The sequence below is a fragment of the Burkholderia torrens genome (genome assembly GCF_984668525.1).
Map to the genome: position 1 here is coordinate 1618082 of NZ_OZ480212.1, position 20832 is coordinate 1638913.

At 69.3% G+C, this 20832-nt stretch carries 24 protein-coding genes; 12 read left to right on the forward strand and 12 right to left on the reverse strand.

What is annotated here, in order from left to right:
- Window positions 1-35 precede the first annotated feature (35 nt).
- The 9 genes from AC5LXX_RS23490 to AC5LXX_RS23530 form a co-directional block, all read right to left on the reverse strand.
- On the reverse strand, window positions 36-1499 hold the full coding sequence (locus AC5LXX_RS23490; RefSeq protein ID WP_124447543.1) for a helix-turn-helix transcriptional regulator: 1464 nt from the start codon (window positions 1497-1499) through the stop codon (window positions 36-38).
- Between the two features lie 134 nt (window positions 1500-1633).
- The gene (sctT, locus tag AC5LXX_RS23495; protein ID WP_124447545.1) at window positions 1634-2461 is read right to left on the reverse strand and encodes a type III secretion system export apparatus subunit SctT; all 828 of its coding nucleotides are present in this window, start codon (window positions 2459-2461) and stop codon (window positions 1634-1636) included.
- Between the two features lie 6 nt (window positions 2462-2467).
- The gene (locus AC5LXX_RS23500; RefSeq protein ID WP_493411150.1) at window positions 2468-2983 is read right to left on the reverse strand and encodes a hypothetical protein; all 516 of its coding nucleotides are present in this window, start codon (window positions 2981-2983) and stop codon (window positions 2468-2470) included.
- Window positions 2983-4329, reverse strand: coding sequence for a type III secretion system ATPase SctN (gene sctN / locus AC5LXX_RS23505; protein ID WP_124447549.1), 1347 nt, complete (start codon window positions 4327-4329; stop codon window positions 2983-2985). The genes AC5LXX_RS23500 and sctN overlap by 1 nt, the downstream gene beginning before the upstream one ends.
- The gene (gene sctL / locus AC5LXX_RS23510; RefSeq protein WP_493411151.1) at window positions 4326-5132 is read right to left on the reverse strand and encodes a type III secretion system stator protein SctL; all 807 of its coding nucleotides are present in this window, start codon (window positions 5130-5132) and stop codon (window positions 4326-4328) included. Before sctL ends, sctN begins: the two co-directional genes overlap by 4 nt.
- On the reverse strand, window positions 5117-5887 hold the full coding sequence (locus tag AC5LXX_RS23515; RefSeq protein ID WP_493411152.1) for a type III secretion protein HrpB4: 771 nt from the start codon (window positions 5885-5887) through the stop codon (window positions 5117-5119). The genes sctL and AC5LXX_RS23515 overlap by 16 nt, the downstream gene beginning before the upstream one ends.
- Before the next feature lie 3 nt (window positions 5888-5890).
- Window positions 5891-6685, reverse strand: coding sequence for a type III secretion system inner membrane ring lipoprotein SctJ (gene sctJ / locus AC5LXX_RS23520; RefSeq protein WP_493411153.1), 795 nt, complete (start codon window positions 6683-6685; stop codon window positions 5891-5893).
- 71 nt (window positions 6686-6756) lie between these two features.
- Complete coding sequence (locus AC5LXX_RS23525; protein ID WP_124447557.1) at window positions 6757-7149, reverse strand: type III secretion protein HrpB2; 393 nt, start codon at window positions 7147-7149, stop codon at window positions 6757-6759.
- A gap of 15 nt (window positions 7150-7164) precedes the next feature.
- A complete protein-coding gene (locus tag AC5LXX_RS23530) occupies window positions 7165-7725 on the reverse strand; it encodes an HrpB1 family type III secretion system apparatus protein (RefSeq protein ID WP_493411154.1) in 561 nt (186 codons plus the stop codon).
- A 311-nt stretch (window positions 7726-8036) separates the two neighbouring features.
- On the opposite strand from AC5LXX_RS23530, the gene sctU reads away from it, so the two are divergent.
- The 11 genes from sctU to AC5LXX_RS23585 all read left to right on the forward strand — a co-directional run bounded on the left by sctU (window position 8037) and on the right by AC5LXX_RS23585 (window position 17276).
- Window positions 8037-9098 (forward strand): type III secretion system export apparatus subunit SctU, encoded by a 1062-nt coding sequence (gene sctU / locus AC5LXX_RS23535; RefSeq protein WP_493411155.1) that lies wholly within the window; start codon window positions 8037-8039, stop codon window positions 9096-9098.
- 8 nt (window positions 9099-9106) lie between these two features.
- Entirely contained in the window at window positions 9107-11200 is a 2094-nt protein-coding gene (gene sctV / locus AC5LXX_RS23540) for a type III secretion system export apparatus subunit SctV (protein ID WP_493411156.1), read from the forward strand.
- 9 nt (window positions 11201-11209) lie between these two features.
- A complete protein-coding gene (sctP, locus tag AC5LXX_RS23545) occupies window positions 11210-11860 on the forward strand; it encodes a type III secretion system protein SctP (protein ID WP_493411157.1) in 651 nt (216 codons plus the stop codon).
- An 80-nt stretch (window positions 11861-11940) separates the two neighbouring features.
- Complete coding sequence (gene sctQ, locus AC5LXX_RS23550; protein ID WP_493411158.1) at window positions 11941-13107, forward strand: type III secretion system cytoplasmic ring protein SctQ; 1167 nt, start codon at window positions 11941-11943, stop codon at window positions 13105-13107.
- On the forward strand, window positions 13091-13741 hold the full coding sequence (gene sctR, locus AC5LXX_RS23555; protein ID WP_124447569.1) for a type III secretion system export apparatus subunit SctR: 651 nt from the start codon (window positions 13091-13093) through the stop codon (window positions 13739-13741). The genes sctQ and sctR overlap by 17 nt, the downstream gene beginning before the upstream one ends.
- An 11-nt stretch (window positions 13742-13752) precedes the next feature.
- The gene (gene sctS, locus AC5LXX_RS23560; RefSeq protein WP_046547810.1) at window positions 13753-14016 is read left to right on the forward strand and encodes a type III secretion system export apparatus subunit SctS; all 264 of its coding nucleotides are present in this window, start codon (window positions 13753-13755) and stop codon (window positions 14014-14016) included.
- A gap of 12 nt (window positions 14017-14028) precedes the next feature.
- The gene (locus tag AC5LXX_RS23565; RefSeq protein ID WP_493411159.1) at window positions 14029-14862 is read left to right on the forward strand and encodes a hypothetical protein; all 834 of its coding nucleotides are present in this window, start codon (window positions 14029-14031) and stop codon (window positions 14860-14862) included.
- 167 nt (window positions 14863-15029) lie between these two features.
- The gene (locus tag AC5LXX_RS23570; protein ID WP_493411160.1) at window positions 15030-16139 is read left to right on the forward strand and encodes a secretion protein; all 1110 of its coding nucleotides are present in this window, start codon (window positions 15030-15032) and stop codon (window positions 16137-16139) included.
- Window positions 16140-16169: 30 nt separating this feature from the next.
- On the forward strand, window positions 16170-16400 hold the full coding sequence (locus AC5LXX_RS23575) for a type III secretion protein (protein ID WP_176045394.1): 231 nt from the start codon (window positions 16170-16172) through the stop codon (window positions 16398-16400).
- A gap of 93 nt (window positions 16401-16493) precedes the next feature.
- Window positions 16494-16697 (forward strand): hypothetical protein, encoded by a 204-nt coding sequence (locus tag AC5LXX_RS23580; RefSeq protein ID WP_046547807.1) that lies wholly within the window; start codon window positions 16494-16496, stop codon window positions 16695-16697.
- Between the two features lie 123 nt (window positions 16698-16820).
- Window positions 16821-17276 (forward strand): CesT family type III secretion system chaperone, encoded by a 456-nt coding sequence (locus AC5LXX_RS23585; RefSeq protein WP_046547806.1) that lies wholly within the window; start codon window positions 16821-16823, stop codon window positions 17274-17276.
- Window positions 17277-17325: 49 nt separating this feature from the next.
- Here AC5LXX_RS23585 and AC5LXX_RS23590 read toward each other — a convergent pair whose 3' ends face one another.
- Window positions 17326-18189, reverse strand: coding sequence for a methionyl-tRNA formyltransferase (locus tag AC5LXX_RS23590; RefSeq protein ID WP_493411161.1), 864 nt, complete (start codon window positions 18187-18189; stop codon window positions 17326-17328).
- A gap of 232 nt (window positions 18190-18421) precedes the next feature.
- Here AC5LXX_RS23590 and AC5LXX_RS23595 point away from each other — a divergent pair, with 232 nt between their 5' ends.
- A complete protein-coding gene (locus tag AC5LXX_RS23595) occupies window positions 18422-19051 on the forward strand; it encodes a GNAT family N-acetyltransferase (protein ID WP_493411162.1) in 630 nt (209 codons plus the stop codon).
- A gap of 37 nt (window positions 19052-19088) precedes the next feature.
- Here the strand turns inward: AC5LXX_RS23595 and AC5LXX_RS23600 are convergent, their stop codons facing one another.
- Together AC5LXX_RS23600 and AC5LXX_RS23605 are read right to left on the reverse strand one after the other, a co-directional pair.
- Window positions 19089-19520, reverse strand: a complete 432-nt coding sequence (locus AC5LXX_RS23600; RefSeq protein ID WP_493411163.1) for an outer membrane protein assembly factor BamE — start codon at window positions 19518-19520, stop codon at window positions 19089-19091.
- Between the two features lie 49 nt (window positions 19521-19569).
- Window positions 19570-20781, reverse strand: coding sequence for a hypothetical protein (locus tag AC5LXX_RS23605; protein WP_493411164.1), 1212 nt, complete (start codon window positions 20779-20781; stop codon window positions 19570-19572).
- Window positions 20782-20832 lie beyond the last annotated feature (51 nt).

Sequence of the window (20832 nt, forward strand, 5' to 3'; positions counted from 1 at the left end):
GTCGCACACCCGTTACGGAGGGAAAAATCGGTTCGTTATCGTTCGAGCGTGTGCGATGGCGCTTCGTCGAACTGCTTTCGATAGCCGTTGATCAGCGTCGAGCGGTTCTGCACGCCCCAGCGGCTCGCGGTGGCCAGCACGCCGCCGTCGGACGCCGAGCCGTCCACGAGCTCGGCGCGGATCCGCTCCATCCGCTGCCGGCGGATCAGCTCGGTCGGCGACATGTTCAGGAATTTCTTGAACGCGCTTTGCAGCGCGCGTTCGGTCACGCCGACTTCTGCGGCGATGTCGCGCACGGACAGGTCGGCGTGCTCGAGGTTCTCGAGCAGGAAGCTGTACGCACGCCGATAGCGGGCCGGCAGGCGCGCGCCGATGTCGTCGAGCTGCGACGTCTCGCGGATCTTGCGTTCGAGGAACGGCACGCGGGCCGACAGCGCTTCGCGCAGGCACTCCATCGAGGTCAGCGCATAGCGGCTGTAGAACTGCTGTGCCTCCTTCAGCCGCCCTTGCGCCTGGCGGGTCTTGGCCACGCAGTACAGGTATTCGATCTGCCGGTGGCCGGCCACGCCGGACTGCGCGGCGCCGTACAGCGGCTCGAGGATCATGTCGGCGACCTGCGCCGCATCGCACGCGAGCATCGCGAGCGCGATCTCGAGCCGCAGCGTCCGCTGATAGTCGCGCAGGTTGTGGTCGCGCGCCCAGTTCACATGCTTGAGCAACCCGTCGACCGCATTCCGGTCGGCACCGGTCGCGCTGCGCAACTGACACAGGTAGTCGACGCGGGCGCGCAGCACGGGAAGATGCACGCTCGCGAGATCGATCCTGCTTTGGGCGCTGTCGAGGTACTCGTGCAGCGACGCCCGCGCGGCGCGGCCGTGCATCGAGCCGGACTGCCAGTAGACGTGATCCTGCAGCGACGCCGACGAGCGCAGCGCGCACTGCATCGCGATGTCGAGCTTCAGCGCCGCGAGCAGCTCGTGCCATGCCGGCAGGGTCGATTCCGGCGCCTCGCGGGCCAGTTCGCGCAGTTCGTCGAGTTCGCCGAGCGCTTCGCTGACGCGCCCCAGTTCATGGAGCACGCAGACGATGCCGACGCGGACTTCGAGCACGCGATCGATCGGGATGTCGTCCTCGTCGGCGGCGCGGCCGAAGCAGGCCAGCGCGGTGTTGAGCCGGTAGCGGAAGAATGCCTGCCACGCGGTGTTGCGGCAGGACTCGGCGCGCATCGCCTGCCGCGACGCATGGCTGAGCCGCTGGGCGGTGCGATAGGCCTCCTCGGCTTCCACGTCGCCGCCGGTCAGCAATTGCATGTCGGCGTGCAGTTGCAGCGCGTGGGGCGGATTGCGCGGCGCATCGGCCTCGTCCGCCCAGCGGCTGGCCAACTGGCGGGCGACGCCGATGTCGCCGTTGAACAGCATGGTGCCAAAACGTTCCCGCCCATTGGCGAAATCCGGGGTTCCCAGATACGCGGCAAGCGGGAAATAAAGTGTCGAGAACATAGCTGACTCCAGTGCGTGCCGGCTTGTCAGGCCGCCTTGGAGAACAGCGTAGCGGAATGAAATATGAAGAAACTCAATTAATCTAATCTTTCGCGTGGTTTTGAGAAAGATTGAGTTTGAAATGAATTAGTAAACTAATGTTTATCTGCGTTCCCATGATTTGAGAAAATTCCATTCCACTGCGCCTCGAGCGAATTCAGGGCCAGTTGGCCATGCACCTGGTCGACGAACAAGCCGATGAAGATCGCCAGCATCGCGATCGCGACCGCGGCCTTCACCGGCTGGCTCAGGCTGGAAATATCCAGCTTCGACGCCGACTTCGACACGAAGCCGAACGCGACGTCGACCAGCACCAGGATGAACAGCAGCGGCGCGGCGAGCTTCGCGATCGACTGCATCAGCGTATCCGTCTGCCGGAGCACGAACGATTCCACGATGTCGCCGGCGATCGGCGCGCCTTTCGCGACCGGCCACCAGCCGTACGATTCGTAGAGCGTGCCGAGCAGGAACGTCATCCCGCCGAGTGCCCAGAACGCCATGATCGCGACCTGCTGCAGCAACGTGCCCACCGGCGTGCTCTGCTCCTGGCTGGCCGGATTGGTGATCTGGATGTTGTTGTGCCCGGTCAGGTCGTCGATGTAGACGCCCACGCTTTCCGCGACCCAGAACACGGTCGACGCCGCATAGCCGAGCACCAGCCCGATGGCTGCCTCGCGCAGCATCACTTCGGCGAGGAACAGGCCGTGCAGCGATTCGATGAACGCGATCGGCTGGCCCATCGCGACGTACGCGCTGAACACGATCGCGATCGCGTTGCGCACCGTGCCCTGGATCACGCCGTCCGCGGTCGGCGGAAACACGAACATCAGCACGAACAGCCGCAGCGAGCACACGCCGGTGACCGTCAGGTAGCCGATGAAGAGGCCATGCAGGCCGACGAGCGGTTCGAGCGTCTGGATCATCCGGTGTCATCCCTGGGCGGCACGCGCCCGGATGAACCGGGACGTGGCGATTTCCTCGTTTTCTTCGTCCTGCGCGTCCTCGCGCGCGAGATCGAGCGCCCGGCGGATGGCCGCGATCCGTTCGCTGCACTGGTCGATCCGCTGCGTATTGCGTGCGATGTCGCGCTGGATCCTTGCGATCTCGCTTTCGACGCCGTCGATCAGGCCGTCGAGCTGCGACAGTTCCGCGACCATCGCGCGCCTGCGATCGGTCACGACGCCGATGTACCGCACGCACTGGTTGAACGCGTCGATCGAAAAGCCTTCACTGCCGCCCGTCATCTGCGCGACGCGCGCCTGGTAGCCGTCGATCACCCGGGTTTCACCGTCGATCTGCTCGACCTTCGCCGCGCGGCGAGCGAGCAATCCCGCACGTTCGTCGTGGCGCGCGGCGAGTTCGCCGCGCCAGGTGTCGATCTCGCGCGTGCGGCGCGCGTTCGCGTGCGCGAGCGCGGCGATGCGATGGCGGTTGACGTCGGCCATCAGCCAGCGGTCAGCGCATGCAGCCGCGCCTCCGTGTCGGCCAGCGCGACGATTTCGTCGGTGCGTTGCGACAGGAACGCCTTGATCGCGTCGTGCCGTGCGATCGCCTCGTCGGCGAGCGCATTCGCCCCCGGCTTGTATTCGCCGATCTGCAGCAGCATCTCGATCTCGCGGTACTTCGCCATCAACGCGCGCACCCGCGCGGCCGCGTCGACGTACGGCGCGGGCATCACCTGCGACATCACGCGCGACAGGCTGCCCAGCACGTCGATGGCCGGATACTGGTTGCGCGCGGCGATGTCGCGCGACAGGATCATGTGCCCGTCGAGAATCCCGCGCACTTCCTCCGCGATCGGATCGCTGCCGCTCTCGTCTTCGGCGAGCACCGTGTAGAGCGCCGTGATCGAGCCCGTCGCGCCCATCCCGGCGCGCTCCAGCAGGCGCGGCAGTTCCGCGAAGATGGATGGCGGGAAACCGCGCCGCGCCGGCGGCTCGCCGGCGGCCAGCCCGATTTCGCGCCCGGCGCGCGCGAAGCGCGTGAGCGAATCCATCATCAGCAGCACGCGCAGCCCGCGATCGCGGAAGTATTCGGCGATCGCCGTCGCCACGTAGGCCGCCTTCGCACGCTCCATCGACGAACGGTCGGACGTCGCGCAGACGACGACCGAGCGCGCCATGCCGGCCGGCCCGAGAATCAGCTCGACGAATTCGCGCACCTCGCGGCCGCGTTCGCCGATCAGCGCGATCACGTTGATGTCGCAGTCGGTGCCGCGCGCGAACATGCCGAGCAGCGTGCTCTTGCCGACGCCCGCCGGCGCGAAGATGCCCATTCGCTGCCCTTCCGCGAGCGTCATCATTCCGTCGACGACGCGCACGCCGGTTGCCATCGGGGTCTCGATCATGCGCCGGCTCATCGGCTCGGGCGGCGACGCGAACACCGGCTGCAGCGTGTCGGATTCGATGTCGGGACCGCCGTCGACGGGATTGCCGAGACTGTCGATCACGCGCCCGAGCAGCATGTCGCCGACCTTGACGGCGAGCGACCGGCCGAGGCCGACGACCTGGGTCGAGCGCGAGATGTCCGTGAGCCGCGAGAACGGCGACAGCAGCGCGCAGTCGCGCGTGAAGCCGATTACTTCCGCATGCTGGAGCAGCGCGCCTGCCGGCGTGCGCAGCTCGCACAGCTCGCCCAGCGACACGTCGAGGCCGCCGACCTTGACGAGCGTGCCGATCACCTCGATCACCTTGCCGGTGCGCAGCACGCCCGGCCGCGCGAGGATCTCGCGCTCGATCTCGTCGGTCAGGCGCTCGAAGCCGAGCGTCCGGTCGAACCAGCCGTCCTTCATCCCGACACCTCGGCCGTCGCGGCATCGCCGCTTGCCGCTTCGTCATCATCCGTGCCGGCCTGGTCGAGATGGATCGAGCGCTTCAGCGCACGGGCGACGGCGCTGCGCATGGCCCGTAACTGGGTGTTCAGGCTCGCATCGACCGAGCCGAAATCGGTCTCGCAGACACACGCGCCCGGCTCGAGCTGCCGGTCGGCCACGATCGATACCGGAATCGGCCGGCCGAGCTCGCGCCATTTCGCCGCGAGCTGGTCGAATGCGGCGCGTGCCGCGTCGTAGTCCTGCGGATTCACCGCGACGCGCAGGTAGGTGGAGTTGTCGATGATCCGGTCGACGGTCGACAGCGCGCGCTCGAACAGCGCTTCGCGATCCATGCTCCGCACGATGCTCTCGACCGCCGACGCGATGATGTCCGCCAGCCGTTCGCGCATGCGGACCTGCAGGCGGCTCTGCGCATCGGTCGCGTCGGCGAGCCGCTCCATCCATTCCGACAGCGCGCGGTTCGAGCCCTCGCGGTAGCCGCGCTGTTCGGCCGATTCGTAGGTGTCGCGCGCCGCGTCGAGCAGCAGTTCGGCCTGTTCCTCGCCCTCCGCGACGATCGCGGCGGCCTCGGCCTGTGCTTCCTCAAGCACCCGCGCGCGGTCCGCGTCGAGCTGCGCATAGGCTTCGGCGATCGACAACAGATGGCCGAACGTCTCGCGCCGGACCACGTCGCCGTGCACGCCGAACCGTACCGCCGGCGCGCCCTCGCCGCCATCGTCGGTGCCGGCCGTCAGCCGGCTGCTGTTCAGCCAAATAACCATGCCCACTCCCGAAGCAATTCAGGCAGACGACGAAACAGCCGCGCCGTGCCCGCTTCGTCGTGCTGCGTCGGCAACGCGTTGAGCCATGCAGGCACGTCGATCAGGCGCGGCAACGCGAGCCGCGACAGCGGAAACGGCAGTCCGGCCGCGCCTTTCAGGTCGCGCAGCACCAGCAGCATCCCTTCGATCGCGAGCGCCTGCGCACCGAGCGACGCGAGCGGCGGCATCGCGACGGCGGCGAGACGGGCTGCGTCGTTCGCGCTGTCGGTGTTCGGGCCGCTCATCAGCACGTCCACGTCGAGCCCCGTCCAGTCGGCGAGCCGCCGTTGCGCATGCCGGTCGATCAGCCGCCGCACCTCGCCGCGGCGCAGCAGCAGCGCGCGCATCCGCCAGATCCGCAGCGTCAGCGGCGCGGGCGCGACGTCCAGCAGGCACGCGTTCGGCTGCGGCGCGACGGCCGCGTCGACGCGGGCGAAACCGCCCTGCGACAGGTCGGCGATCGCCGGCGGCGTCACGCCCAGCGCGCGCACCAGTGCGCGCGAGCACCGCACGGCGGCGCCGGCCGGCGCACCGGAGAGCAGCGGCCGCCAGTCCTGCAGCCGTGCTTCGGGCACGCCGAGCGCGGCGGCGATCCAGGACGGATGGACCCAGTCGGCGACGCCATCGACGTTGTCGCGATAGCGGTCGAGCGCCGTCGCGACGCGCACGGCCGGCACGCCGGCATCGAGCCCGGCGGGCGCTGCGAGTCCCGCCATCGCCTACGGCTCCTTGCGGGCCGGCCGGAACCGCCCGGCGAATGCGTCGAGCCAGCCCTGCAGCGACGGCGCGCCGCTGTTCGCGCCGCGCGTCAAGCCGAACCGGTACGCCGCAAAGCCGGCACCCGCGAGGAGCGCCGCGAGCGCGGCGCCGAGCACGACCATCCACCACGGGTTCGACGCGGGCGGCGGGGTTTTCGACAGTTCGACCGGATCGGCGGCGACCGTCGTAACGCTCACGTGGTCGTAGGTCAGCCCTTCGACGCTGTGCATCACGAGCGTCTTGATCTGCGGAATCAGCGTGTTGATGTCCGCGTCCGGCCGGTACTTGATGAACACGGCGGCGGACGACGGCTTGATCTCCTGCGCGAGCGGGTCGTTGTTCGGCAGCACGATCTGCACGCGCGCGACCAGCACGCCGTCGATCTTCGACAGCGTCGACGACAGTTCCTGCGAGATCCCGTACACGAAGCGCACGCGCTCCTCGGTCGGCGTCGACACGAGGCCGTCCTTCTTGAACAGCTCGCCGAGGTCATTGAACTTGCTGTGCGGCAGCCCGCGCGAACGCAGGACCTCCATCGCACGCACGACCTGCGCGTCGTCGACGTCGAGCGTCCAGTTCTTGCCGCCGTCGGGGCTGGTCTTGCTCGCGGACACGCCCTGCTCCAGCAGCGCGACCAGCATCTCGTTCGCGTCCTGCTCGGTGAGACTGCCGTACAGCTCCTTCTTGCATCCGCCGAGCAGCGCGATGCAAAGCGCGACGACTGCAATGCGCGCCACGCGACGATTCGACTTCATGACGTTGCCACCCGCCCTTCGGGCACTGCCGTTCGCGACGTTCCGCTCCGCACGCCGGCGGACCACGGGACTCATTGATTCTTCATCAGCGTCTGCACCGACGACTTCGACGATTCCGCCAGGCTCATCTTGACCTGCATGTTCATCTGCATGCTGGTCATCTCGTACATCATCTGGATGGTGCGGTGGGTCATCTCCGTCATCGACATGCCCGGCAGGTCGGCCGTCAGCTTGCCGACATCCTCGATCGTGTGCCGGAACTGCACGTCCTGCGCCTCGATGGCTTTCGACACCGACGACGACAGATGGCTGCCCGCGTGCTCGGGCGGCGCCATCGGCGCGCGCGCCATCAGCGCCGTGAACTTGTCGCCCAGTTCGGTCGTCGCGGGGGCGGCGGTCGCGGGCGTCGCCGCGGTTGCGTCGAGGGCGGCCGGCGCGAGCTGGCTGACGGGATCGATGGACATGTCGGTGCCTCCCGATTACGCGCGCAGGAATGCGCCGCCGTGGAACATCTCGACCGCCGGTGCGGGGTCGTGCTGCGGCTCGTCGGCGCTGGCGCCGGCTTCGTCGAGCGACGCCGGCGCGACGAACGGCTGGCCCGGACGATGCTCGCGGATCGCGCGATCGACCTCGTCCTTCACTTCGAGCGCCCGCACCAGCGCGCGCGTGTCCTTGTTGTCCGGGTCGTCCGCGAGCGCCTCGGTCGCGATCTGCCGCCACGACGGATCGCCCATCGACGACAGCGAGAACGCGAGCAGCGCCTTCGCATAGCCGAACTTGGGGCGCATCTCGATCACCCGCAGCAGCACCTGGTTCGCTTCCTGCCACTGCCCCTTCGCCATGCGAAGGAGGCCGTCGAGCGCATCGATCTCGACCACGCGCGGGCGCAGCAGCCGCAACGCGTCGATCACCTGCTCGATGTCGAACAGGTCGACGTGCGTGTTCGGAAAATTGTCCAGCAGCGCCACGGAGACGGTCTCGATCAGCCCGCCGATGAATTCGGGGCTGCAGTTCAGGTACTCGGGCGTGTCTACGGTCATGGCAACGCACTCCTGCGAAGAGAGGGAAACGGGCCGGCCGGTCGTGCAGCGGGCGGCGCGCCGTCGGATGCATGCCGACGCCTGCCAACATAGCAATTCCGCCCGGCCCCGCCGCCGCGCATGCGAAGCCAGCGCGCACGAGGCGAAGCGCGCCCGGCGGGCAGCCCCGGCCGGCCGCTCGCTTCGGCATGCGCCGCGCCGCTTCGCATCGCGCCCGCCTGCCGCGCGCGGCGGGCGCTAAGGTCGTCGCAGCGGCGCGAATGCGCGCCCCTTTTGATCCGATCCGGCCGAGATGTGCCGCGGGCCTATCCATGAGCGACGAAAAGACCGAACAGCCCACCGACAAGAAACTCGAGGACGCGCGCAAGGACGGCGAGGTATCGCGCAGCACCGACTTCTCCGACGCGCTGTCGATGGCCGGTGCGCTGATCGCGCTGGTTGCGACGGTGCCGCTGTTTCGCGACGGGCTGCACGAGCTCGTGTCGATCCCGCTGACGTTCGTCGCGCAGGAGCGCACGCTGGAGCGCATGCACGCCGACCTGTTCCGGCTCGGCGGCACCACGCTGAAGCTGATCGTGCCGTGCGTGTTCGCGGCCGCGCTGGCATCGACGGCCGGCTCCGTCGCGCAGGCCGGCTTCCGCATCGCGACCAAGCCGGTCACGCCGAACCTGCAGACGGTGAATCCGGCGAGCGGCATCAAGCGGATCTTTTCCGCGAAGAGCCTGATCGACTGCGCGAAGATGGTCGTGAAGGCGATCATCCTCGGCTGGGTGATGTGGCAGTCGATCAAGTGGCTGTTCCCGCTCGTGGTCGGGTCGATCTACCAGCCGCTCGGCGGGCTGTCGCTGATGTTCTGGGACATGCTGGCGAAGCTCGGCGCGATCTCGGTCGGCATCTTCCTGCTGGTCGGCGCCGTCGACATCAAGCTGCAGCGCTTCCTGTTCATCAAGAAGATGAAGATGAGCAAGGACGAGGTGAAGCGCGAGCACAAGGAGCAGGAAGGCAGCCCCGAACTCAAGGGCGAGCGCCGCCGCCTCGCGCGCGAGCTGGCGAGCGCGCCGCCGAAGCCGCGCGTGGGCCTGGCCAACGTGCTGGTCGTCAATCCGACCCACTTCGCGGTCGCGGTGCGCTATGCGCCGGACGAACACCCGCTGCCGGTCGTGATCGCGAAAGGCATGGATGCCGACGCGGCCTCGCTGCGGCGTGCGGCGCGCGACGCCGGCGTGCCGATCATCGGCAACCCGCCCGTCGCGCGCGCGCTGTACAAGGTCACGCTGAACCAGCCGATCCCGGAAGAGCTGTTCGAGACGGTCGCCGCGATCCTGCGCTGGGTAGACGCGATCGGCTCGCCCTCCACCCCATCCCTTCACTGAGCGTTCCGATGTTCAAGGCCCTCAAGTTCCCGGCAGGCGGCGAAATCGGCATCGCGCTGCTCGTGACCGCGATCATCTCGCTGATGATCCTGCCGCTGCCGCCCGAGCTGATCGACATCCTGCTCGCGATCAACATCACGATCAGCGTCACGCTGCTGATGGTCACGATGTACGTGCCGGACATCGTGTCGCTGTCCGCCTTTCCGTCGCTGCTGCTGTTCACGACGCTCTACCGGCTCTCGCTGAACATCGCGTCGACCAAGTCGATCCTGCTGCATGCCGAGGCCGGCAACATCATCGACAGCTTCGGCAAGCTGGTGGTGGGCGGCAACCTCGTCGTCGGGCTGGTCGTGTTCATCATCATCACGACCGTGCAGTTCATCGTGATCGCGAAAGGCTCGGAGCGCGTGGCCGAGGTCGGCGCGCGCTTCACGCTCGATGCGATGCCCGGCAAGCAGATGAGCATCGACGCCGACCTGCGCGCGAACCTGCTGAGCCCGGAAGAAGCGCGCCACCGCCGCGCGACGCTGGCCATCGAGAGCCAGCTGCACGGCGGGATGGACGGCGCGATGAAGTTCGTGAAAGGCGATGCGATCGCCGGCCTCCTGATCACGACCATCAACATCGTCGCGGGCATCGCGGTCGGTGTCGCCTATCACGGGATGAGCGCGAGCGAGGCGGCGAACCGCTTCTCGGTGCTGTCGGTCGGCGATGCGATGGTGTCGCAGATTCCGTCGCTGCTGCTGTCGGTCGCGGCCGGCGTGATGATCACGCGCGTCGCGGACGAGCGCAGCCACAAGCCGCGCTCGCTCGGCGAGGAAATCGGCCGCCAGCTCGGCTCGAGTTCGCGTGCGCTGTATTTCGCCGCGCTGCTGCTGCTCGGCTTCGCGCTGGTGCCGGGTTTCCCCGTCGTGCTGTTCCTGCTGCTGTCGGCGATCCTCGCGTTCATCGCGTACAAGCTGAACGACCGGCAATCGGAGCGCGCGCCGGCCCAGGACGGCTTGCAGGCGATGCAGCGTTCGGGTGCGAAGGCCGATACGCCCGCGATCATGACGCGCGCTCCGCAGTTCGCCTGCCCGATCGGCGTGCGTGTCGCGCCCGATCTGATGCAGCGGTTGGTGCTGCCCGTGCTCGACAAGTCGTTCGGCGCGGAGCGCGCGCGGCTGCAGGAGGAACTGGGGCTGCCGTTTCCCGGCATCACGATGTGGACCCATGCGGGCCTGCCGGCGATGCATGCGGAAATCCTGATCCACGACGTGCCGCATCTGCTGGTCGAGCTGCCGGCCGGCATGGTCATGCTGCCGGAGCCCGAGCGCGTCGCGACGGGCATGCCGCTGTCGCCCGAGGACGTGCAGCAGCGCGACGCGCTGGTCGCGAAGGGCGAACCGCGCGCGCCGATCGATCCCGGCGGCCGGCCGACCCACTGGGTCGACGCGCGCGAGGCGCCGGCGCGCATTCCGGCATGGGGCCCCGAGCAAGTCATCGCGCACGCGTCGGTCGCGCTGATGCGCCACCATGCGACGCAGTTCCTCGGCATCCAGGAGGTGCAGTGGATCCTGGAGCAACTCGGCGAGGATCACCCGGGGCTCGTCGCCGAAGTCCAGAAGGTGCTGCCGCCGCAGCGGATCGCCGACGTGCTGCGACGCCTGCTCGAGGAACAGATCTCGATCCGCAACGTGCGGACCATCATGGAAAGCCTGATCGCGTGGGGGCCGAAGGAAAAGGACATGCTGATGCTCACCGAGTACGTGCGCGGCGACCTGTCACGCTTCCTCGCGCATCGTGCGACGCGTGGCCAGCGCACGCTGCCCGCCGTGCTGCTCGACCTGCCGATCGAACAGCACATCCGGCAGGCGATCAAGCAGACGCCGACGGGCAATTTCCTGGCGCTCGCGCCGGACGAGATCGGCCTGCTGATCGACAAGATCCACGCGGTCGTCGGGCCGCAGCCGACCGACGGCGTCGCGCTCGTCACGTCGATGGACATCCGCCGATACGTGCGCCGGATGATCGAGGCGAAGCTGGGCTGGCTGCCCGTGTACTCGTACCAGGAACTGGGCGAGCACGTCGACCTGCGCCCGATCGGCCGCATCACCGTCTGACGCCGCGCCGTGTCACGCATCGACAGCCGCGACTCGCGAGCGCTGCCGCCCCCGGACGACGCGAGCCCGCGGTCCGCGCGCGGCGCGCGCCGGTTCGACTACGCGGCGCTGCTTGCCGCGCGCCGGACCGTGGTGCGCCCGGTGTCCGATGCGCCGCCCGCGTCGCGCCAGCAGGACGATTCGTCCGCGGAACCCGATCCGTCGTCCGGGCGTGCGGAGCATTTTCCGCTGATCTCGAACGAGCGCGACACGCCTGCGCCGGACCCGGTGCCGACGTCCGCCGAGCTGGCCGAATCCCGGACCATCGCCGCGCGCATCGCGAGCGCCGCCGTGCCGATCGCGACGGTCACGCTGCGGGAGCAGCGCGATCACCTCGGGCTGCTCGGCGTGCTGTCGCGCGAAATCGCGGCGTTCTGCGGCGATCCCGCCGTCGCGGCCGGCGGGCAATGGGAAGCCCATGTCGTGCTGAACGACCGGATCCTGGCGTCCACCGAGCTGCACGTGTCGCTTTCGCATTTCGACCTGCAGCTTCGGTTCGATACGCAGGATCGCGAAGCACGACAGTTACTCTTGGCCCACAGCGTCGCGCTCGAGCAGGAACTCGACACGATGCTGCGGGCATGGGGGCAGCCGCGGACCGTCCGTCTCACGGTGTGGTAGCCGGCCCCGCGTGAATTGCCTCGAGCGCGGCGCCCGGCGGGCGGCCTGCGCGGGCCAACGGCGGCATTTTCCGGCTACGGATGAAACTGATTCGGCATTCGATCACTCCCGGCGGCGCAGCGTGCGCGCCGCTCGTCCCGCCACCGCTCGACGCGGCGAGCGCGCACGCGTCGCGCCGGCTGTTCGACGCACGCCTACCGGTGTTCCTGCGCGACACGCTCGGCGTGCGCGATTTTCAGTGCCGCTTCGCGACCGGCGCGCCGGACTACGCCGACCCGGCCGTCGCGGAGCTGCGGATCGACACGCCGGCCGGCCCGGTGAGTGCGCACCTGCTGCTCGATCTCGAACGCTATCCCGCGCTGTCGGTCTGCGCGTGGTCCGAGGTCCAGGTCGCCGAACGGCGCACGAGCCCCGAACTGACGCTGCGCAATGCCGTCGCGAACGTGCTGTGCGGGCCGCTGCTGGGCTGTCTCGACAGGCTCGGCCTGACCGGCGCGCAGGTCGTCGCGGTCAGGCGCGGCACGGGGCCGGCGCCGCGTCCGCACAGCGTGAGCGTCGCGCTGTCGCTCACGCTGCGCGACCAGCGGCACGACGCGCTCGTGCAGTTGCCGGGCCGCTGTATCGAGTGGCTGGATACGTGCCTGGCGCGCACCGCGCGCGCCGGATGGTTCGACGCGTCGCTGCGCTTGCCGGGCAGTCTCGTGCTCGGCGTGAAGGCGCTGTCGGTCGACACGCTGCAGAGCCTGCGCGGCGGCGACATCCTGCTGCGGGTGGCCGATCCGTCGCTGGACGCCGCGTGGCTGCATGGCGCCGGCGCACGTGCGGACACAGCGCCGCATCCCGTCGCCTTCGCGACCTGGGGCAGCGCGGGTCTCGCGCATGGCCGGGCAGCGGTGGCCGTGCAATCCCGAACGATCACTTTGTTGAAGGAACCCGTGATGACGGAAACCACCGTCCTGGATACGCCCGAAGCCGGGCTCGACGCGCCGGATGCCGAACGCGCCGTCGAAGTGGGCGAACTCGAGCTGCCGGTGCAGTTCGTCGCCGATACCGTCGCGCTGACGATCGACGAGGTGTCGTCGCTCGCCCCCGGCTACGTGATCGAGCTGCCGACCGCGATCGCCGACCTGACGCTCAAGCTCGTCGCGCACGGCCAGGTGATCGGCTACGGCGAGCTGGTCGGGATCGGCGAGCACGTCGGCATCCGCATTCTCCGCATGGCGCACGAGCATGGTTCAGTACAGTGACCTGTCCGGCCTGCTGCTGATCGTCGTCGCGATCGGCCTGCTGCCGTTCGTCGCGATGGTCGTGACGTCGTATGCGAAGGTGGTCGTCGTGCTCGGCCTGCTGCGCAACGCGCTCGGTGTGCAGCAGGTACCGCCCAACATGGTGCTCAACGGCATCGCGATCCTCGTGTCGGTATACGTGATGGCGCCCATCGGCATGATGGCGGCGAAGACGCTGAGCGGCCAGACGATCTCGCCGCAATCGTCGCAGGCCGTGATCCAGGCGGCCGACGCCGCCCGCGAGCCGTTCCGGCAGTTCCTGATCAAGCACACGCAGGAACGCGAGAAGCGCTTCTTCATCCGCTCGGCGTCGATCGTGTGGCCGCAGGAGGAAGCGCAGGCGCTGAAGGAAACCGACCTGATCGTGCTCGCGCCGGCCTTCACGCTCACCGAGCTCACCGATGCGTTCAAGATCGGTTTCCTGCTCTATGTGACGTTCATCGTGATCGACCTGATCATCGCGAACGTGCTGCTGTCGATGGGGCTCAACCAGGTGTCGCCGACCAACGTCGCGATCCCGTTCAAGCTGCTGCTGTTCGTCGTGATGGATGGATGGTCGGCGCTGATCCACGGGCTCGTGCTGACCTACAAGTGACCGGAGCCGCCATGGACGTCGATTCGCTGGTTCACGCCGCCACCCAGGGCATGCTGCTGTGCCTGACGGTTTCGTTGCCGTTCGTGATCGCGGCCGCCGCGGTTGGGCTCGCCGTCTCGTTCGTCCAGGCGATCACGTCGCTGCAGGACCAGGCGCTGCCGTTCGCGGTCAAGCTGATCGCCGTGACGATCGTGCTGGTGATCGCCGCACCGTTGTCCTGCGCGGCGATCCTGCATTTCGCGAACGAAATGATGCGAACGGCGTTTCCCAACTGACGCGAGGCCCGGATGACACGTATCGGCCCCCACTCCGCCGCGCTCGCCCAGCAAGCGGCGGCCGCGCACAAGAAGTCGGCGAAATCGCCACGCGCCAAGCCGGCCGGACAATTCGCGACGCTGTACCGCGGCACGCGCTTCGCGCACGGCGGCCCGCAGGCCCAGCAGAATGCGGCGCAGGCGCAGCGCGCGAAAAAGATGGCCGCGCGGCTCGCGCGCCGGCGCCGCACCGCACGCGGCAAGCGCGGCGCCGGGGCGAGCGACGGTGCGGACGGCGCCGACGCCGCCGGCGAACCGCCTGAGCTCGAGGTATCCGGCGACGAGCACGAACGCCAGGGCGGACACGGCGGCGGGCGCGGCAACCAGGGCGACGATCAGGACGACGCGAACGAACCGGAGCGCATCGCCACGGCCACGTTCAGGACGGGCCGCCGGCCCCACGCCGCGCCGGTCGCGTCGCAGCATCCGCTGGAATCACCGCCCGCCCCTGCGTCCGGCCTCGATCCGCATGCGCTGCGTGACGCGTGCGCCCGCGAACTGCTCGCGTTGCAACGCGCGTTCTCCGCGCAGCCGGGCGCCGGTGTCGCCGCGCAGGTGCATGCGTGGTCCGTGCGCTGGCTGCGCGTGCAGCAATCCGGCGTCGCGTTGCCGGCGGCCGACCTCGAGATGTTGCGCGCGCAGCCGCCGAGGCGGGACGCAGCGGTCGGCGCCGCGCCGCTGCCGGAAGCGACGCGCGACTTCAACATGCTGGCCGGCCTGCTGCTGCGCCAGTTCGACCGGCCGCGCACGCCGCGCCAGTGCGCGGAAGCGCTCGCTACATTGCGCGCGTTGCGGCGCATGCCGTAGTGCGGCAGTGCCGCCCGACGCTTCGTTCGACACGCGAAGTCTTCGCATCCGCGGCCGCCAGCGCGCTTTTAGCCTCTACATTCACAGCGAGACGGACGATTCGCGCCCGTCGTGCACGGCACCGCCGCTTCGGCATACGGACCTGATATCGATTGAACGCTTCGCTCATGAAACAGCTACGGATACTGACGGGATTCCATGCGGGCGCGATGCTGCAGCTCGCGCCGGGTCAGCATCGGGTTCATGGCGGTGCCGATGCGGATATCCGGCTGACGGACTGGACCGGCGCGGACGTGACGCTCGACGTCGACGCGTCCGGCGTCGTGCGCGCGATCACGCGCGCCGACGCGCCGGACGGTGCGCCCGCGGACGCCGCGGCCGAACCGGAAACGGTGATCCTGGTCGACTTCGTGCCGATGCGGTTCGGCGAGACGATCCTGTGCGTGGGCCCCGACGACGTGCCGTGGCCGTCGGATCTCGACCTGCTGTCGACGCTGCTGACGCGGCCGGCCGACGCGCGGGTCGACGCCGAACGGCGCAAGCGGCGCCGCTACTACGGCGCGCTCGTCGCGTGCATCGCGATCGGCATCGTCGCGGGCACCGCCGTGCTGCTGACCACCGCGCCCGACAGCGAGGCCGCGCTGCGGCACGGCGCCGACTTCCGGAGCACCCGCATCCAGGACGCGCTCGCGGCCGCGCACATGACCGAGCTGCAGGTGCGCACGGTCGGGAACACGAGCGTCGTGACGGGCATGGTCGCCAACCTGGCCGACGACCAGCTCGTCCGCTCGACGCTCGCGAAGATCGCGACGAAGGACGTCGTGCGCAGCTACGACGTCGCGCAGAACGCGGTGCACAGCATCGAGGATTCGCTCGGCATCGCGGGCGTGCGCGTCAAGTACCTGGGCAACGGCGAATTCGCGATCACCGGCACGGTCGACAGCAAGGACGCGCTCGACAAGGCCGTCACGCGCGTGCGCGCCGACCTCGATTCGAACATCCGGCGGCTGGTCGTGCAGGCGGTCGAGCATCCCGGCCAGGCCGTGCCGGTGACCGGACAGTATTCGGAGATCGTGTCGTCGGACACGGTGCAGTACACGCAGACGCCCGACGGCGTGAAGCACATCTACGCGACGGATGAGCCGGCCGATCCGGTGCCGGCGTCCGGCGTGCCGGTCGCCTCGGGGCCGGCGGCACCTTCCGTCGACAGCAGCACGATCACGCGCAGCGCGGAGCAGGTGCGCGCCGCGCCCCACCCGGCTGCGCCGGACTCCTGAATTTCCACCGACCTCGACAGGACACGCGACATGTACGAGCCGATTACGCCCTACGCCAAGCAGTTCGACAACCTTTCCGCGATCGCCAGAGACCCGAACGCCGCGCCGACGATCGACGGGATCCAGCGCGCGCTCGCCGAGATCGCGGAGAACGTGAACAACGCGACACCCGGCGCCGACATCGACAACAGGAATCGCGCGACGCTCTACCGTGGCCTGCTGGCGGCCTCGCGCGTGATCCAGCAGATCCGGCACGCGTAGCGCGCCCCGCTTCCGTTCTGTTCCGCTGCGGCACTTGCCGCTCGAGAACGGTTTATCCGCAGTAACCGTCGTCACTTCACAAGGAGAATCACCATGGCAGGCGCATTGGCAGGTGCAGGTGCAGCAGTCGCGAGCATTGAACAATCCACTGCGGCACAGACCGCGATCACGCAGGCGAGCTCGGCGGCAGCCACCGCCCAGGCATCGAACAACGCTCAGCTGAATGCGGCGACGGCGGCAGCCAACGCCACCAATTCGGCAACCGGTTCGCTCAAGGACATCGCGAAGAACCAGTAACGCGCTTCGCACGCCGCACCGCGGCGCCACCGCCGGCGCGACAGGCCAGCCCGACCCGGTCATCCGGCGGGCTCCGGCGCGCCGGCCTCTTCTCATCCCCGCTTTCGTCGCGTCGTCCCGCTCATGAACGATCCCCGCTATCTCGAACTCGTGGCCCAGTTCTGCGCGGTCGTCGGTCTTCACGACGTCGACTACGTGCAGGAAACCGGCTCGGTCGAGGTCGAAGGATTCGAGGTGCGCCTCGAGCACGTCGAGCGCGACCAGGAAGCGATCTACGCGAACTTCCACTTCGGCACCGTCACGGCGGGCCGCACGCTGCACATTTTCCGGCTGATGCTGGAAGCCAACCTGCTGATCTACGCGCAGGACCAGGCGCAGCTCGGCATCGACGCCGACACGGGCTCGATCGTCCTGATCCTGCGGCTGCCGTTCGATCCCGATTTCAGCGGCGCGGATCTCGCCGACCTGCTCGTTCACTATGCCGACCACGGCCGCTACTGGCGGCAGAACATCATCGAGTCGAGCGACGAGATGTTCGAAGGCATCGCGTCGGGCGAATTCTTCTGGCTGCGGGCGTGACCCGGTGACTGGCCAACTCGCGCCGCCCGGACGCGCCGCGCGCAGCGGATCACGGCCCGATGTCCGCGCGCCGGGACAGGCTCAGCACGCTCCATTCGAGCAGCGCGACGAAGCCGTCCGGTACCGCGATCACGGTCCAGCGGCGGCTCACGTGTGCGATCGTGCCCGGCTCGCAGGCATGCCGTTCGTGCCAGCCGACGGCGCGCCGCACGTAGAGCACGCTGCCGCCGACCTGCGCGATGCATTCGTGCAGCCCGTTGGCCCGGACCTGCGTCATCACGCGATCCACCGGCTGCGTGAAGTCGAGCGTGCGGTCGGCCTCCGACGGCTTCGGCCAATGGGTGCCGCCCGCCTGCGGCTTGCGCGCGGCCCACAGCGCGTCGAAGCGGTACGCGACCTGCCGCGCGAGCCGGCAGCCGGCCATCTGCACCTTGAGCTGCAGGCTTTCGTGGCATTCGTCGGCGGCGAGCGCGAAGCGCTCCTGCAGCAGGATTTCGCCGGTGTCGAATTCCGGCGCGATCCGGTGGCAGGTCACGCCCCATTCGCGGTGACCGTCCAGGATCGCGCGCATCAGCGGATACGGGCCGCGCGCTTCCGGCAGCGGCGCAGGATGGAAGTTGATCGCGTGCCGGACGTACGGCGTCCAGTCCGGAATCCGCCAGCCGTATCCGGCGACGACCAGCACGTCGCAGTCGAGATCGCGCAGCGTGCGCAGCGTGCGCAGCGCCGCCTCGTCGATTCGCGACAGGTGCAACGGCAGGCCGTGTCGCGTCGCATGCGACACGATCTCCTCGTTCGAATTCACCCGGTCGTCGGTCACGAAGCTGAACAGCGATACGGGTGTCCAGCCGGCGCTCACGAACGTCTCGAGTACACCGTGAAACAGATCGAATCCCGCGAGTGCGAAGCGCATGCGATATCTCCATCGGAGCAACGGCGGCGATCGCCACCGCCCACGCGGCCGCTCATGCGGCGCCGTGCATCCGCCAGCATGTCATGGCGTACCGCGTCATCCGTGCCGCGCGGCGAACCCGACGCCACCTGCGCGAAGACATTCCGTGGCGCACATGCCGGTTCGCGCGTTCGCACCGCGGCGCACTCCGTTGCGCAACACTGACAAGACCGATCGATGACGAGCGATCATCATGCGACTCCCCCCGTTGACCCATCTCGAAACCGAATGGCTGATACTTCGCCCGCTGGTGCCGGGCGATGCGCCCGCGCTCTTCGAGCAGATGCTGAGCGACCCCGAAACGATGAAGTATTTGCCGATCGGGCGTCACGGCGATCTCGCGCAAACCCACGCGTATATCGACGAAGCCCGCCGCGGCTGGCGTGACCGGACGCTGATCCGCTATGCGTGCGAGTGCCGCGCCACCGGGCAGCTCGCGGGTGTGATCGAACTCACGCCCGACCTGCCGTGCGTGCGCCTGTCGGTGATGATCGCGAAGCGCGGCGGCACGCGGCGCCGGCGTGCCTGCCTGATGGCGCTGCAGGAGCTGCTCGGCTGGCTGCTCGGCCAGCGCGGCGTGCAGCGGATCTATGCGCACTGCGTGACCGGCGGTCCGGCCGGCCACTGCATCGAGCGCCTGGGCTTCCGGTGTGAAGCGGTGCTGAAGCGCCACGAGCCGCAACCGAATCGCGACCTGGACGCGGCGGACTGCCTGCTTTACGTGTTGACCCGGCATGCTCGTCCGGCCGTACCGGCACCCGATGCCGGAACCTGGCTGCGCGACCTGCTGCGCGATTCGTCCGGCGGCCGCGCGCGGCTGTGATGCGGGCGCGGCTGCCCGCCGAGTGGCCTGCGCCGCGCTACGACGCGTCTGCCGGGTTCGACGCCGCAGTCGCGCCGGGCGTCACGTATTGCGCGCATGCAGGGTCTTTCCAGTAGGTTGCCTGGACCAGCCGGTGCGTATCGAATTGCACCTGGTACTGGCACGTCGCGTATTCGCCGGGGCGGCCGGTTCGCAGTTTGAAGAGGTAGTTCCACGCGCGGACGCCGAAGGTGCCTTCGCTGAAATGCGGCTCGTGAATCAGCAGGTACACCTGGTTCTCGGTGATCCCGGGCACGACTTTCCGCAGGTCGCGCACGCTGACTTGCTTGCCGCCGGCGACCCACGCCGCACCTGGGTCGGGAAACACCGGCGCGCCGTTTGCCGCGGATGGCGAGGTCGCGCTGCAACCCGCAAGCAGCATGCCGCCCAGCCACGCGATCGCCGCGCCCTGCATCGTGTCGATTCTCATGTCGAAGCCGGAAATCCCGAAAGTTGAAAAGGAAGAAAGCAATCCACGCTCATCCGCCGCGCCGCGTGCATCCCGCACGGCAGTACCAGCGGCAGCGCAGGCTGCGACGATGCGGGCAACCGCCAGCCGGCGCGCGCGGACGCCGTTCGTCCAGCCATTCGCGCGCCTGCACCACATACCGCACGACGTTCACCACGCCCGCGGCTTCGTTGCCCGACGCGATGGACGACGACGGATCGCCCGCGTCCGCGCCGGCGCCGCTACCGATGCCGGCTTCGTCGGACGACGCGGATGGCCGCACCGGACGGGGCATCCACCCGCGTTCGACGAGATTGGCCTCCAGCGCACGCACACCGGGCAGCGCCGCGCCGTGCGCGGCCAGCGACCGCCCGGTCGCGGCCGCGAGCGTGCCCGCGCGGCGCACCGTCGCATGCGCGTAACGGCTGGCCGTGCCGGCGGCGTCAGCCAGCGCGTCGCGTGCGGAACGGGCCGGCGGTGCGGCGGCGTCGCGGCGTGCCGTCGGCGTCTGCGATATCTGCGGCGTGGCGGTTGCGGGCTGCGTGGACGCACGGCGTTCGGCACCGGACGGCGCGTGATCGGCGGTCGCGGCGAGCCGTTCTGTCTGCGTGGCGGGTGCCTCGGCGCCCGTACGCGATGGCGTTGCGAGCGGCGCGGCCGTTCCGGCGAAGGCCATCGCGCCCGCTGGCGCACGCATCATGTCGCCGGCTTCGCCAGCGTCGCCGTCCACGTGCGGCCCGACGTCGTTCCCGCTTGCCGCGGGCGGCATCGGCTGCGTATCGGCCGCCGATGGCCATGCAGTTTCGACACCGGGCTGACGAAGCAAGTCGGCGCCCGGCAGCAACGCAAGCAGCAGCGCGCCTTCGGGCGCAACCGGGTCCGGTGCCTGCCGCTGCTGCGCGTCGCCGCCCGCATCCGGCACGATGGCCGGCACGGCATCGTCGCCGGCCTGCGTGTTCCCCGTGAGCGCAGGCAGGATGCCCGTCTGCGTGCTCTGGCCCGTGCCGGGCGCAATCGGCCCTGCCGCGCCACCGCGCATGCCGGGCCCACTGGGCACAGCGGGCGCCGTGCGCGGCCACGGCGCGCCATCACGCGCGGGCCCGGGCGCCGTGCCTGCGGGCCCGCCCTGCGTCTGCCCGCCGCCGGCCGCGTCCTTCAGTTCCGCGCCCCCGCCACCGATCAGCGCGAGCAGGCTCAGCACGACGTCGCCGTCGAGCTGCACCGCATCGCGCGGGGTATCCACCGCCGTGCCGTCGGGCCCGCGGGTATCGTCGGTCCGGGCGGCCTCAGTGGC

Coding starts and splice junctions, on each gene's coding strand:
- sctQ (WP_493411158.1), top strand. CDS start 11,941: ATGAAACTGATTCGGCATTCGATCACTCCCGGCGGCGCAGCGTGCGCG.
- AC5LXX_RS23515 (WP_493411152.1), bottom strand. CDS start 5,887: ATGGCGGGACTCGCAGCGCCCGCCGGGCTCGATGCCGGCGTGCCGGCC.
- AC5LXX_RS23580 (WP_046547807.1), top strand. CDS start 16,494: ATGGCAGGCGCATTGGCAGGTGCAGGTGCAGCAGTCGCGAGCATTGAA.
- AC5LXX_RS23570 (WP_493411160.1), top strand. CDS start 15,030: ATGAAACAGCTACGGATACTGACGGGATTCCATGCGGGCGCGATGCTG.
- AC5LXX_RS23500 (WP_493411150.1), bottom strand. CDS start 2,983: ATGGCCGACGTCAACCGCCATCGCATCGCCGCGCTCGCGCACGCGAAC.
- sctT (WP_124447545.1), bottom strand. CDS start 2,461: ATGATCCAGACGCTCGAACCGCTCGTCGGCCTGCATGGCCTCTTCATC.
- sctV (WP_493411156.1), top strand. CDS start 9,107: ATGTTCAAGGCCCTCAAGTTCCCGGCAGGCGGCGAAATCGGCATCGCG.
- AC5LXX_RS23525 (WP_124447557.1), bottom strand. CDS start 7,149: ATGTCCATCGATCCCGTCAGCCAGCTCGCGCCGGCCGCCCTCGACGCA.
- AC5LXX_RS23600 (WP_493411163.1), bottom strand. CDS start 19,520: ATGAGAATCGACACGATGCAGGGCGCGGCGATCGCGTGGCTGGGCGGC.
- AC5LXX_RS23590 (WP_493411161.1), bottom strand. CDS start 18,189: ATGCGCTTCGCACTCGCGGGATTCGATCTGTTTCACGGTGTACTCGAG.
- AC5LXX_RS23490 (WP_124447543.1), bottom strand. CDS start 1,499: ATGTTCTCGACACTTTATTTCCCGCTTGCCGCGTATCTGGGAACCCCG.
- AC5LXX_RS23585 (WP_046547806.1), top strand. CDS start 16,821: ATGAACGATCCCCGCTATCTCGAACTCGTGGCCCAGTTCTGCGCGGTC.
- AC5LXX_RS23565 (WP_493411159.1), top strand. CDS start 14,029: ATGACACGTATCGGCCCCCACTCCGCCGCGCTCGCCCAGCAAGCGGCG.
- sctN (WP_124447549.1), bottom strand. CDS start 4,329: ATGAAGGACGGCTGGTTCGACCGGACGCTCGGCTTCGAGCGCCTGACC.
- AC5LXX_RS23595 (WP_493411162.1), top strand. CDS start 18,422: ATGCGACTCCCCCCGTTGACCCATCTCGAAACCGAATGGCTGATACTT.
- sctU (WP_493411155.1), top strand. CDS start 8,037: ATGAGCGACGAAAAGACCGAACAGCCCACCGACAAGAAACTCGAGGAC.
- AC5LXX_RS23575 (WP_176045394.1), top strand. CDS start 16,170: ATGTACGAGCCGATTACGCCCTACGCCAAGCAGTTCGACAACCTTTCC.
- sctR (WP_124447569.1), top strand. CDS start 13,091: ATGGTTCAGTACAGTGACCTGTCCGGCCTGCTGCTGATCGTCGTCGCG.
- sctJ (WP_493411153.1), bottom strand. CDS start 6,685: ATGAAGTCGAATCGTCGCGTGGCGCGCATTGCAGTCGTCGCGCTTTGC.
- sctS (WP_046547810.1), top strand. CDS start 13,753: ATGGACGTCGATTCGCTGGTTCACGCCGCCACCCAGGGCATGCTGCTG.
- sctL (WP_493411151.1), bottom strand. CDS start 5,132: ATGGTTATTTGGCTGAACAGCAGCCGGCTGACGGCCGGCACCGACGAT.
- AC5LXX_RS23530 (WP_493411154.1), bottom strand. CDS start 7,725: ATGACCGTAGACACGCCCGAGTACCTGAACTGCAGCCCCGAATTCATC.